The 12560-nt window shown below is 75.0% G+C and carries 9 protein-coding genes; 1 reads left to right on the top strand and 8 read right to left on the bottom strand.

The genetic code is table 11. The annotated features are described in order from the left end of the window. Positions 1–1617 carry a mucoidy inhibitor MuiA family protein gene (locus tag ACEZDE_RS11585; protein ID WP_380535268.1) on the top strand — a complete coding sequence of 539 codons (1617 nt, stop codon included), beginning with the start codon at positions 1–3 and terminating at the stop codon, positions 1615–1617. Positions 1618–1624: 7 nt separating this feature from the next. Here the strand turns inward: ACEZDE_RS11585 and ACEZDE_RS11580 are convergent, their stop codons facing one another. From ACEZDE_RS11580 to ACEZDE_RS11545, 8 genes are all read right to left on the bottom strand, one after another. Then, positions 1625–2041, bottom strand: coding sequence for a RidA family protein (locus ACEZDE_RS11580; RefSeq protein ID WP_380535266.1), 417 nt, complete (start codon positions 2039–2041; stop codon positions 1625–1627). A gap of 16 nt (positions 2042–2057) precedes the next feature. Next, positions 2058–3149 carry a phosphotransferase family protein gene (locus ACEZDE_RS11575; RefSeq protein ID WP_380535264.1) on the bottom strand — a complete coding sequence of 364 codons (1092 nt, stop codon included), beginning with the start codon at positions 3147–3149 and terminating at the stop codon, positions 2058–2060. Beyond that, positions 3146–4276, bottom strand: coding sequence for a hypothetical protein (locus ACEZDE_RS11570; protein WP_380535262.1), 1131 nt, complete (start codon positions 4274–4276; stop codon positions 3146–3148). Before ACEZDE_RS11570 ends, ACEZDE_RS11575 begins: the two co-directional genes overlap by 4 nt. 71 nt (positions 4277–4347) lie before the next feature. Next, positions 4348–5334 carry an esterase/lipase family protein gene (locus ACEZDE_RS11565; RefSeq protein ID WP_380535259.1) on the bottom strand — a complete coding sequence of 329 codons (987 nt, stop codon included), beginning with the start codon at positions 5332–5334 and terminating at the stop codon, positions 4348–4350. 77 nt (positions 5335–5411) lie between these two features. Further along, positions 5412–8504, bottom strand: coding sequence for a glycosyltransferase (locus tag ACEZDE_RS11560; protein ID WP_380535257.1), 3093 nt, complete (start codon positions 8502–8504; stop codon positions 5412–5414). 91 nt (positions 8505–8595) lie between these two features. Next, the gene (locus ACEZDE_RS11555; RefSeq protein WP_380535255.1) at positions 8596–10986 is read right to left on the bottom strand and encodes a helicase-associated domain-containing protein; all 2391 of its coding nucleotides are present in this window, start codon (positions 10984–10986) and stop codon (positions 8596–8598) included. Between the two features lie 37 nt (positions 10987–11023). Continuing rightward, the gene (locus ACEZDE_RS11550) at positions 11024–11770 is read right to left on the bottom strand and encodes a protein phosphatase 2C domain-containing protein (protein ID WP_380535253.1); all 747 of its coding nucleotides are present in this window, start codon (positions 11768–11770) and stop codon (positions 11024–11026) included. Between the two features lie 250 nt (positions 11771–12020). Beyond that, positions 12021–12236 carry a hypothetical protein gene (locus tag ACEZDE_RS11545; protein WP_380535251.1) on the bottom strand — a complete coding sequence of 72 codons (216 nt, stop codon included), beginning with the start codon at positions 12234–12236 and terminating at the stop codon, positions 12021–12023. Between the last annotated feature and the right edge of the window lie 324 nt (positions 12237–12560).

Here is a 12560-nt window from a genome sequence, read left to right as displayed (position 1 = left end):
ATGTCGTCCACCCCGCCGCCGGAGCCCGCGCCGGACTCCGCGCCCACGCCGGTCCCCTGCCCGGTCACTGCGGTCACCCTGCTGGAGGACCGGGCCGAGGTCCGGCGCCTGGTCCGGCTCGATCTCGCCGCCGGCACGCACCGGGTCCGGCTCGGGCCGGTCAGCCCGCTCGCCGTGGACCGCTCGCTGCGCGCCGAGCCGGAGCCCGGCGCGGCCGTCGTCGTCGTGGACGCCCGGCTGGTCCGGCTGTACACCCCGCCGCCGGTCGGCGCCCCGGCCGAGGACGCCTCCGAACTGCGGCACCGGGTGCACCGGTTGACCGAGCGGATCCGCCGGCTCGAAGCCGACCGGGAGCGTACCGGGAGCCGGGTCGCCATCCTGGACCAGCTGCTGGACGAGCTGCGCCGCGACATCGCCGAGAGCGCCGGCGCCGGGCAGGCCGACCCGGAGCGCTGGACCGCCGAGCTGGACCGGGCCTACCAGGAGCACACCCGGCACACCGAGGCGTACCGGCTGCTCGGCCGCGACCTGCTCAAGGACGGCGAGCAGCTGCGCCGGGCCGAGCAGGCGCTGGAGGACGCGGAGGAACGGCCGCTGGTGCTGTCCGCCTTCGTCGACGTGGTGGTCGAGGCCTCCGAGCCGTTCGCCGCGGCCGGGTTGACGGTCACCCAGCTGACCCCGTGCGCGCTCTGGCGGCCCGCCTACCGGGCCGAGCTGGCCGCCGACGGCGGCTCGCTCACGCTCCAGCGGGACGCGGTGGCCTGGCAGCGCACCGGCGAGGACTGGTCGGACGTCCGGCTCACCCTGTCCACCGCCAGGACCGCCCAGGCCGCGGAGCCGCCCGTGCTGGACGAGGACGTGCTGCGGCTGGTCGACCGCACCCCGGAGGAGCGCAAGACCATCGAGGTGGATCTGCGGGAGGTCGAGATCCAGACCCTCGGACCGGCGGACGAGGACGGTGCCCCGGACCCGGCGGCGGCGCTGCCCGGGGTGGACGACGGCGGGGAGGCCCGGGTGCTGGCCGCGCCCGCGCCGGTGACCCTGCCCTCCGACGGCCGCCCGCACCGGGTGCCGCTGGGGGTCGACACCCTGCCCGCGCGGGCCGAGTACCGGGCCACCCCCGAACTGTCCGCGCTGGTCAGCCAGGTGGTCGCGTTCCGCAACAGCACCGGCCAGGCGCTGCTGTCCGGGCCGGTCGACCTGGTCAGCGGCAGCGGCTTCGTCGGCCGCGGCGACCTGCGGTTCACCGCGGTGGACGCCCCGGCCGAACTGTCCTTCGGCAGCGAGGACACCTTCCGGGTCACCCGCTCGGTCGAGGAGTCCCGCGACACCACCGCCCTCACCGGACGCACCGTCATCACCCGTACCGTGCGGCTCGCGGTGTCCAGGTTCGCCCCGGCCGGAGCGCCGCCGCTGGAGGTCGCGGTGCGCGAGCGGATCCCGGTCTCCGAACTGGCGGCGGTGGAGGTCAGGCTTGACAAGGACCGCTGCTCGCCGCCGCCGGACGAGGTCGACGCCGAGGGCATCGTCCGCTACGGGCTCACCCTCGGCCCCGACGAGCGCCGGACGCTGGTCCTCGGCTACGAGATCAGCGCAGCCAAGGCGGTGGCCATCTGAGGAACGGTCAACCTGCTTGACCGTTCCGGCTGACCCGTAGCCGCGCTTCCACCTCGATCTCGATCCGCATCGCCGGGTCGGCCAGGCCGCACACCATCATCGTCGCGGCCGGCCGCACCTCGCCGAAGCAGGCCCGCAGCACCGGCCAGCAGGGCTCGAAGTCGGCCCGCTCGGGCAGCAGGTAGCGCACCCGGACCACGTCCGCGAAGGAGCCGCCGGCCTGGGCGAGCGCCGCGCCGATGTTGCGCAGGCACTGCTCCGCCTGCTCCACCACGTCGTCGGAGATGGTCATGGTGCGGTAGTCGTAGCCGGTGGTGCCGGAGACATGGACCCGGTCGCCGTCGACGACGGCGCGGGCGTAGCCGATCCGCTCCTCGAAGGTGGAACCGCTCAGGATCGGGTAGCGCTCAGGGGTTTCGCTCATGGGCGGGAAGCTACCGTCAGGACAGCATCGCCTCCAGCCGGGCCCGGTGCATGATCAGCGCGTCCGGGTCGGCCGGCGCCTCGGCCTCGCCGAAGTGCACCTGCCGGTAGCCGATCCGCAGCATCACCACGGCGTGCCGCAGCGCCGCGTACAGCAGATAGAACTCCAGGTCCCGAGGGGTGTGCCCGGTCAGCTCGGCATAGCGGGCGCAGACCCGCCCCGGGGTGAGAAAGTCCGGCATCCCGGGCAGCCCGGAGCCCTCGGTGAGGTCCTGGAAGAAGCGGTGCAGAAAGACCAGCCAGCCGAGGTCCAGCTCGCGCGGGCCGACCGAGGCCATCTCCCAGTCCAGCACGGCGGCCGGCTCGAAGCCCTGGTAGACGATGTTGCCGACCCTGGCGTCACCCCAGCTCAGCACCGCCGGGCCGGGGTCCGGGGGCCAGGTCCGCTCCAGCCGCTCGAAGCCCCGCTCGATCAGCGGCGAGCGTGGCCGACCCGTCACCACCCAGTCGTAGTAGGCCCGTTGCTGCTCCACATGGCGCCGCAGCGCCGACCCGCCGGGGGCGGGCGACGGCTCCAGGAACGCCGCCTCCGCCGCCGGGACGGTATGCAGCGCCGCCAGCACCTCCACCGTGGCCTGCTCCAGCCGGTCCTGTTCGGCCGCCGAGGCCTCGAACAGCCAGTTGCCGCCGTAGGTGTACGGCATCACGTCCGGCGGCACCCGTCCGGCCACCCGCTCCATCACGAACCCGGCCGCGCCCAGCGGCCCCGGGTCGGCCTCCAGCCGGAGCAGCCGCGGCACCGGCACCCTGGTCCGCTCGGCCACCAGCCGGATCACCCGGTACTGCCGCTCCATGTCGTACCGCGGGAACACCGCGTAGGCGTCGACGTCCGCGGCGAGCCGGAGCACGCACGGCTGGACGGTCCGGTCCGGGCGGCGCAGGTCGAACAGCACGGTCTCGCTGGACATCCCGTTGGTCGGCGGCACCGAGAGCCCGCCGACGGTCGCGCCCGGCAGCCAGCGGTCCACCCAGGCCCCGAGCCGGCGTTCCAGCTCGGCCGGGTCCCGGGTGGTGGTGCGCGGGCGCGGAGCGGCGGGCCGGTCGGTCATGGCGCCACCGCCGCGAAGTCGGCGAAGCCGCTGGGGTCGTGCCGGCCGAAGCTGCCGTGCTCGAAGATCCCGTGGCCGACCTCGCCGTCCAGGGTGAACCGCGCGGCGTGGTCGGTCACCCCGTAGCCGGCCAGGCCCAGGTCGGCGGGGTCGGTGAGGTCGTAGACCCGGCGCTCGCTCCAGCCGCGGCCCTGCCAGCTGCCGTGCTGCCAGCCCTGCGCGGGCGGATAGCCGGCCCCGACCGCGAGCGGGCTGCCGGTCAGCAGCTCGGCCCTGATGTCCAGCGGCTTGCGGGCGGCACCGGTCAGCCGGATCTCCGCGGAGCGCGGGTCCCGGGTCCCCGGCGCGTAGTCGATGTCCACGTACGGCCAGCCCAACTGCTGGTCCCCGCGCCCGCTGCCCTCGGGGTGGACCAGTACGGCGTCGCTCAGCGTGCGGTAGCCGTCGGCGTCCTCCTGCAGCACCACCATCAGGAAGCGGTCCCGGAACCGGATCGGGCACCAGACCCAGTGGAAGCCCTCGGTCCGGTACTCCTCGGCGGCCCGGCCCGGCTGCTCGCCGGGGATCGGCCGCACGCCCCAACTCCGGTCCCTGGTGCCGGTCCAGCCGTCCGGGTCGACGGTGTGCCGCTCCCCGCCCGCCCGGATCGTGCCGCGGGCCGTCCCGGCCTGGACGAAGCGGCGGCCCTCCAGGGTCAGCCGGTCCCCGGTGCGGGCCACATGGTGCGGCTCCCACCGGGCGGGGAACGCGGCCTGCCAGGTCAGGTCGAAGGACAGCCCCTCGGGGTCGGCCGGGTCCGGCTCGCAGACCAGCCGCAGCGTCCGCAGCGGCTCCCGGACCTCGATCCGCAGCGGGCCGACCCGCAGCTGCATCCGGTCCTCGCCCAGCGCGTCCGAGGCCCGCACCGCGTGCAGCCGGTCGCCGACCCGGAGCGTGGCATAGGCGTCGATCACGCCCTGGTTGGGGTAGACGCCGAGGCCGGCGATCAGCAGCGCCCGTCCCCGGTGGTCGAACACCTGGAAGATGCACCGGTCGTAGGCGTTGCGGTCACCGGTGGCGACGTGCCGCATCGACAGCGGCACCTGGTGCACCGGGTACTCGTCGAGCGGCACCGGACGTTCGGTCATACGGTCCTCCCCTGGGCGTCGGCCAGACCTGACGGTACGTCAGAAACCGACCCCCGGGCCAGACCGCGGACCTAACCCAGATCGGCGAGCGGGCTGCACGGCCGCCCGTGCGCCGCCGCCGGGTCCAGCGCGTCCTCGACCAGGCCGAGCACGCTGGGCGAGAACGCCATGCCGACATGGGTGACCACCAGCGGCAGCAGGGTCGGGCAGACGTCCTGCAGCACCTCGTTGCGGACCGTCGCGCCGGGCCCCGCGGTCAGCGCCTGGGTGGTGTACGGGGTGACCACGTAGTCGTCCCTGGTGGAGATCACGGTGTAGTCCACCCCCGGCTGGGTGTCGCCGCCCGCGTCCACCGTGGTGTTCACCCAGGAGCCCTTGAGCTGCTGCTGCATCGCCGGGCCGCCCTGCAGCAGGGTGGTCGCGTCGAAGACGCCGGCGGCGTCCAGGGCCGGGCCGAGGCCGTCCAGGTTGCTGCCGTGGTTGCTGGGCGCGATGCCGATCAGCTTGTCCACCTTGTTCAGCGCCGGGTCGGCCGGGTCGGTCCCGCCGTCGAAGCGCAGGTACCAGCGGGGGAGCACCCCGCCGCCCTGCGAGTGCCCGACCAGGTCGACCTGCCGCGCGCCGGTGGCGGCGAGCACCCGGTCGACGAAGGCCGCGACCTCCCGCGCCGAGGTCGGGATGTCGCCCAGGGCCTTCAGCGGGCCGCGCCCGGTGTCGCCGTAGTTCAGCGAGAACAGGCAGTACCCCTGCTGCTTCAACTTCGGCCCGAAGTAGTACCAGTTGAGCATCATGTTGGCGCCGGTGCCGATCAGCAGCACCACCGGGCGCGGGTGCTCGGGGCCGGGGCGGCAGCTCCAGTCGTTGACGCCGGGCGGGCTGCCCTCCGGGTGGGCGAGGCCGGCCGCGACCGCCAGTGCCTCCTCGCCGAGGCTGCGCCGCTGCTGCGGGGCGGCCCCGGCCGGGGTCGCCGCCAGCGCGGACGCCGCGACCACGGCGGCGGCGGCGAGCAGGGACACCACGCGACGGGCGCGGCGGACGGTACGGGTCTGGTGCGACATGCCTACTGCCTCCGGCGGACCGACGGGAGCGCATAGCTCCGCTCCATCCAGTGGTCGGATGGTCGCTCTGCGTGATCCTACCGTGTCAGCGCCCGGTGCAGCCGCCCCGCCGTGCGCCGCAGCAGGCCGGGTCGGGGCAGCCCGACCCGCAGCGAGAGCTCCTGCCGCGGATCGGTCCAGTACGGGCCGACGGTGCGTCCCGAGCCGTCCGGGTGCGGCCGGGCCGGGAGCGGTCCGGCCAGGCCCACCGCGCGGTCCGCGCCGACCCGGACCTTGCCGGTCCGGCCGAGGATGCGCAGGTCGGCCCACAGGTCCCAGGCGCCGTCCGCCAGTGCCTCGCCGGACGCCGCGGCGGCCGGGTCGAGCACCGCCTCACCGGTGACCGCGAGACCGCCGTCGGGTCCGCCGCGGACCACCTCGGTAGTGGTGGGCAGCGGGTGCCTGCCGCCGTCGGCGCGGCGGCGCAGCACGATCCCGGCCCGGCCGAGGCCGGGTGCGGCGGTGCCGGACAGCGGCTCGGCGGCGAAGCGTTCCAGCAGCGCGGGGTCCAGGCCCGACGGCACCAGCACGTCCTGGTCGGGACGGACCCCGACCGGTCCGCTGTCGGCGGCCAGCCGGGCGGTGAAGCGCAGCCGCAGCGTCCCCTCGGGGTGCCAGCTGACGTCGTCCAGCCGGATCCGGCAGCTCAACGACCGTTCCCAGGCGGCCACCCGGGCCAGTTCGTCCAGCCGCCCCTCGGCCGCGAGCGAGGCCAGCACCCGCTGCTCGGCCGACAGTCCGGCCACCGCGCCGGGGCTGATCCGGTCCACCAGCAGCGCGCGGAGCCGCTCGAACCGCTCGGCCCGGTCCGGGGCGCCGGACGGTAGCAGCGCGGTGTCGGCCAGCCGGTCCAGCAGTTCGGAGCGGAGCCAGTGCCGTTGCAGCCGGTCCCGCTGCTGGCCGGGCCCGGTCAGCCGGTCGACCGTGTCGAGCAGGTCCAGCAGCCCGGCGTCGGCCTCGGCCGGGGTCTCCGCGGTCCCGCCGGGGCGGTAGCGGAGAGCAGGGTCGCCGCCGAGGACCGAGGTCCGGCCCGAGCACAGGTACCCGGCCAGGGTGAACACCTGCTCCGCCCGCGGCCGTCCCGGCGGCCCGAACCGCAGCCCGTGGTCGGCCAGGAAGCCGCGGTGGAACAGCTGGTCCGCGCCGAGGCTGTCCAGCAGCGGGTCCTTCCCCGGCGTCGCGGCCGGGCGGTCCGCGGCGAACAGGGCGGCCGGCGCCGGACGGCCCTCGGCCGGTTCGGCCCGGCCGACCACGATGTCCGCGTCCTGCTCCAGGCCGTAGCCGTACAGCCGTTCCAGCGCCCGGTCGGTGAGCCGGTCGCCGGGGGTGAGGAAGAGCAGGTACTCGCCGCGCGCCGCCGCGGCGCCCGCGTCCCTGGGGTCCTCGGCCGCGCCCTCGGCGAGCGGCACGCTCCGCCCGGCTGCGCCCGGCGGCACCGGGCCGCCGACGTACAGCACCTCGACGACGTCCGCGGGCAGTGACTGGGCGGCCAGCGAGGCGGTGCTCGCGGCCAGCAGCGCCGGGTCGGCGGCGGCCGGAAGCACCACGCTGACCGCGGGGAAGGGACGGGGCCCGCCCTCGGCGACCGGCCGCACCAGCAGGCTGAGCCCGTCCTCCTGCTCCGGTCCGACCGAGAACCGGGCGCTGACGCCGAGTCCGGCCACGGCCAGTTCGGCTTGGTCCAGGTCCAGGCCCTGACCCGCCGTCGGCCGGGTGTACCGGTCCAGCCCGGGGCCCAGCACCCGCAGCCGCAGGTCCCAGACCCCCTCGGCGACCGGTCCGCCGCCGGCCGCCCGGCGCGGGTCGAACAGCACACTGCCCCGGATCACCGGACGGACCGTCAACTCGCCGTCGGCGTCATGGCCATGAGCCTCCAGGCTCAGCGTGGTGCTGCACGGCAGCGGCCAGGTCACCGCGCTGTCGCGGTGCCGCAGCAGCGCGTCGCAGCGGAACCGGCCCAGCTCCCCGCTGACGTCGAGCGGTCCGCCGAGGTCCAGCCCCTCGGTCAGCGCCGGGTCGAGCAGCTGGCGCCCGTCGCGCGTACGCAGCACCAGCGGGGTCCCCTCGGCGTCCCTGACGAAGTCCGCGGCGAAGTCGATCCGCAGCCGCTCCCGGCGCCGGCCGACCGAGCCGACCACCGCCCGCGACGCCAATCCCGAGGCCCGCTCCGACAGTTCGAGCAGCTGGTCGGGCCGGTCGGCCCGGATCAGGGCGGCTCTGGCCCGCTCCAGGCCGAACAGCCCGGCGTAGACGCCCTCGGGCAGGTAGTCGGCGGCCACCGCGCGCAGCGCCCGGAACAGCTCCAGCCGCTGGTCCGGCGGATAGGCCGGGAAGATCGGCTCGCTCAGGTACTTGACCAGGTCGGCCCGCCAGAAGCGGCGCAGCCAGGTCTCCCGCACCGCCTCGTCGTCGGTCTCGGCCAGCAGCGCGTCGAAAATCTCGCGGAGGTTGCCGCTGTAGCTGCCGGGGTCGAGCCGGGACGGGGTGGCGTTGCCGCCGTCCTCCTGCTCCAGGTAGTAGTAGCAGGGGTAGTCGCCGACCACCGACACGCTCGCGGCCCGCAGCACCGCCGGGACCATGAACAGCAAGTCCTCGCCGACGTAGTGGCCGACCGGGAACACGATGCCCTGCTCGCGCAGGAAAGCGGTGCGGTACATCTTGTGCACGGTCAGGCTGTCGTGCAGCGGCGCGGTGCGATAGGTGCAGGATTCCCGGGTGCGGCTCATCAGGGCGTGCGGTATCCCGCGCAGCCGGTGGGTGCTGCTGACCTTTCCGATGACGATGTCCGAGCGGTTGCGGCGCCCGAGCGCGTACATGCGCTCCAGCGCCTCCGGGCCCATCGTGTCGTCGTGGTCGACGAACTGGACGTACTCGCCGCGGGCCGCGGCGACCGCGGTATTGCGGGGCTGCCCCGGCCAGCCCGAGTTCGGCAGCCGCAGCACCCGGAACAGCGGGTCCTGCGCGGCCAGGGTCTCCAGCCGGTCCGGTGTGCCGTCGGTCGAGCCGTCGTCGGCGAAAAGCACCTCGAACTCGTCGCGGCTCATCGTCTGTTCCCTCATCGAATTGACGAGCGAATCGATCAACTGCCCCGAATTGTAGGTGGGAACGACGACTGTGACAGATATGGACACCACTGCATACTAGACGCCACGGCCGGGCGAATTTCCTGTGAATATCAACCTTCGGAAAAGGTTCGGAATTCCGGTAAGGCGTGGGTGTGAACTACTCGGGCTCGCCGGTGCCGAGCAGCGCGGCGGCGAGCGCCCTGGCGGTCCGCGGGCCGCGCCCGTACGCGGGGTGGGCGGCGTCCAGCGAGGGCATCCGGGCCGGGGCGTGCTCCTGCTCCACCCGCTCGATGACGGTGCCGCCGGTCTCGGCCTCCAGCACCGGCGCGAACCCGGCCCGGCGCAGCGCCGCCAGCGTGGTGTCCGGATCGGCCGCGCTGATCAGCACCGTCGGCGCGATCCGGCGCAGCCCGAGCCTGGCCAGCGCCCTGGTCCTGGACAGTTCCAGCAGCAGCGACTCGTCGTCGGAGCGGACGCAGCAGCCGGAGCGGACCACCCGCATCCGGCCGTGCGTCCGCGCGGTGTCCTTGACCAGGTACTCCAGCGGCTGCGGCAGTCCGCGCCCGCCCTCGGAGACCTCGCCGAGCCGGGCCAGCAGTTCCTCCGGATCGCTGCCCGAGTCCAGCGCCCGGCGCATCGAGGCGGCGCTGATCCGCCAGACCACCGCGTGCCCCTCGGACTCCCGGTCGGCGCAGGAGGCCAGCAGGTCGGTCAGCTCCGGCGCGGCCGACCCGGAGACCACGACGGTCAGGTCCGCCTGGAACCGGGCGGTGGTCCGCGGCGCGGGCAGCAGCTCGGCCAGCGCGGCGGCCAGCGCCGCGACCGCCGCCGCCAGCTCGGGGCGTCCCTTGAGCGAGGGGCCGGCGCCGGGCACCGCGGGGAAGTGCCGGTCCGCCCCGGCCCGCAGCAGGCCGAGCACCGCGTGCCCGATCGGGGTCAGCACCCCGTGTGCGACCACGCCCAGCAGCTCGGCCTCGGCCAGCGTCGCGGCCAGCCGCTCCGGATCGCGCGGACGCCTGCCCACCAGCGCCGGGAGCCGCCAGGCGGCCACCGCCAGCAGGTCCTCCAGTGCGTCCGGCCGGTCCGTGCACACCCCCTGACCCGGCGTCAGCTCCGCCAGCGCCTCCAGCAGCGCCCGCCGCAGCGGGACGGCCGCCGGGTCCTCCGGATCGACCAGGGCGACCGGGGTGGACTCCGGATCGGGCCAGTGGCTGAACACCTCCGGCACCACCGCCCAGGTGGCGACCAGCGGCAGCAGCCGTTCGGCCGGGGCCGCGGCCAGCCAGCGCGGAAAGCGCCCGCTGGGCAGCATCCGCGGCGGAGGCGGCGGCGGGGCGTGCCGGCTCCGCCTGCCGCGCACCGGCTCGGGCTCCGGATGCAGCGGAGCCAGCAGGTCCGCGCAGGAGGCCAGGTCCAGCCACAGCCGGGTCTGCTGCTCGGTCGCGCCCAGCGCCTTCGCCAGCCGCCGGGTGTCGCGTACCGCGATGCCGCCCGACCGCCGTACCGCCAGCGGCTGGACCGCGACCTGACGCATCAGCAGCTCGATCCGGGCGGCGGCCCCGAACGCCGCCGCCCGCGCCTCGTGGTCCACCGCCTCGCGCTGCACCGCGGCGGTGTGCCGCGGCTGCGGCGGCACCGGGTCGTACGGCGGCCTGGCGTCCGGGTCGCGCAGCGCCGTGCCGGCCTCGTAGGGCAGCTCGGCCAGCTCCTCCCCGGCCGGGACCAGCAGGCCGTGCTCGGCCAGCCAGTCGGCCCCGGGGTCGCCGGAGCCGGGGCGCAGGACGTAGGTGGTCGGCGCGGAGGTGTAGTAGCCGCCGTAGCGCGAGACGAAGCAGCGGGTGCGCACCGCGGCGGGCCCGGCGACCAGCCGGTCCAGCACCGCCCGCGCGGCCGGCGGCGCCTGGTCGGCCAGGGCCCGGACCGTCCCGGTGTCGCTGAGCGCGGCCACGATCGCCCGCTGCCGGGCGTCCCTGGTGGACTCCGCGGGCAGCCCCAGCGCCCGGTGGATCCGGGTGATCTCACCGGCCTGGAACACCGTGCTCAGCGCAGCGTCGACCGGACCGCCGAGCCCCAGCAGCTCCGGGGTCTGACGGTAGATCAGCTGAGGCGCCACCAGCAGTCCCTGCGGATGCGGCAGCAGCAGCGCCGACTCCGCGAGCCGGGCCAGCACCGCCCCCAGCGCCCGCGCCGCCGCGGCGTCCAACCGCAGGAACTCCTCCAGCGCTGCCCGCGGCACGGCCCGCTCGGCCGGATCCGCGAAGCCGCCCCAGTCCGAAGAGCCGCCCCGGCCCGGTGCCGGCACCGGGCCGAAGGTCCGTTCGGCCAGCGCCCCGATCGCGGTCAGCACCTGCACGTCCGCGGTGTTCGCGGCCCGCAGCGCCCGGCCCACCGAGCCGTCCGTCAGCAGCAGGTCCGCCAGCACCCGGGTCGAGCCCACCCCGGCCCCGCCGACGGCCGCGCCGGGCAGCCCGCGCTGCTCCAGCAGCTCGGTCAACTGCCCCGCGCCGAGCCCGCCGAGCCAGGCCGCCAGGGCCTCCCGTGTCCTCACCCCATCGACCTTAGCCAACGCGGATTCGGAAACGCCGCTACCGGACCAGCCCGAACACCGCTGTCACATCGTCATGGCGCTTGCCGCGGTAGGCGCCGGGGGCGGTGGCGTGCTCGGCCGCCCGCACCGCCCGGACGACGGAGTCGGGGCCCTCCTGCTCCAGCGCGTCGAGCAGCCGGAGCCAGCTCCAGCCGTACCGCTCGACCAGCCGGGACACTCCGTCGGTGACCACGGCGAAGCGGCGCACCTCCGCGGCCGGGAGGCTGAGGACGACGGCCCGGTCGGCCGCCTCGGGCCTGCTGCCCGCCACCCAGAAGCCCTGGTCGCTGTTGCGCAGCCGGGACAGCGCCACCCGGTCGCAGGCCGGCAGCCGTGCCACCCGGTCGTCGCTCACCTCGACGATCTCCCCGGCGGTGGTCTCCAGCACCACCGGCGAGTCGGCCAGCACCAGGCAGTCGAGGACGCCCTCCCGTTCCCGCACCAGGGCGACCGTGCTGGACGGGCTGTCCGGGTTGGTCAGATCGCATCCGCCGTGCAGCGCCCGGGTGTTGACGATCCCTTGGCGCAGCGTCTCGGGCAGCGCCAGCTCCGGCCGCTCGATCAGCAGCGCGGCCAACTGCCCGCCCAGCCGCCCGACGAGCCAGGCCACGTCATGGACGCAGCCGGTGGGCAGCCCGCTGGCGGTCGCGCCGTCCAGCACCACCACGAACCGCTCCGAGGCCAGCACGAAGTCCTCGTTCACAGCCGTGTCGGGCCCGGCCCGGCACACATAGCTGACCTGCACCGACCGACCTCCGCAACAAAGAGGCCCAGGCTCACGGGAACTCCCGCTGACCTGGGCCTTTGTGACACTCCTCGCGAAGTGCCCCCGGTAGGATTCGAACCTTCGCACCCGCCTCCGGAGGGTGCGAAGGGCCCGATCCTACCGACCTGGGCAAATGCGACCCGATGGATCTGTGCCCTTGACCCCTGACTGGCCGCCAGTCTCCTCACTGAGCCGTCCGATCTGGCGCGCTTCTGGCGCGGTGCGCGGGTCAGCGCTCACCGGCGCATATCTGCCGGGCAAGGTCTTCGACAACCTGAGGCACTGGCTCGATGCCGACGGCTCGCAGGCGGGCGAGTAGTTCGCGGTGAACGGTCTCGTACTGGCCGCGAGCGTACTCAGCACGGACCTCCGCGATCGCGGCTTCGAACTTGCCCGCGTACTCCCTGAGGGCGGGCATGGCCGCGTCGTAGTCCTCGGTGGTCACCGTCTGATCCCATCAAGGTTCAACTCATGCGGCAAGCCTCGTACCCAAAAGCCGAAGAAGTGACACCCCGGTCCTGTGACCTGCGAGGCAACCGCTGATCGCCCTCCTGAGCTGCTGGGGAGCGGTCGGCGGTTGTCGTCGTTGTGCGCCCTTGGTCACCCTCGCACGGCCCCGAGACGGCCCAAGGGGCTGCTGGGGTCTGGTGGCTCGGCTGGCTCAAGGGCTAGGCGGTCCCGCAGGGGGTTCGCCGTACTGGGCCACAAAGGTCGCGTAGTCCTCAGTCTCGAAGTGAGCGACCGCGCCAAACAGGAAGCGCAGCTCTGC

The organism is Streptacidiphilus cavernicola (assembly GCF_042510955.1).
GTDB lineage: Bacteria > Actinomycetota > Actinomycetes > Streptomycetales > Streptomycetaceae > Streptacidiphilus > Streptacidiphilus cavernicola.
Note: the sequence above shows the minus strand (reverse complement) of the source record. Positions and strands in the feature narration are given on the sequence as shown.

What these genes read in the sequence shown, in the direction of transcription:
- ACEZDE_RS11585 (WP_380535268.1), top strand. Translation starts at nt 1, where the DNA reads ATGTCGTCCACCCCGCCGCCGGAGCCCGCGCCGGACTCCGCGCCCACG.
- ACEZDE_RS11580 (WP_380535266.1), bottom strand. Translation starts at nt 2,041, where the DNA reads ATGAGCGAAACCCCTGAGCGCTACCCGATCCTGAGCGGTTCCACCTTC.
- ACEZDE_RS11575 (WP_380535264.1), bottom strand. Translation starts at nt 3,149, where the DNA reads ATGACCGACCGGCCCGCCGCTCCGCGCCCGCGCACCACCACCCGGGAC.
- ACEZDE_RS11570 (WP_380535262.1), bottom strand. Translation starts at nt 4,276, where the DNA reads ATGACCGAACGTCCGGTGCCGCTCGACGAGTACCCGGTGCACCAGGTG.
- ACEZDE_RS11565 (WP_380535259.1), bottom strand. Translation starts at nt 5,334, where the DNA reads ATGTCGCACCAGACCCGTACCGTCCGCCGCGCCCGTCGCGTGGTGTCC.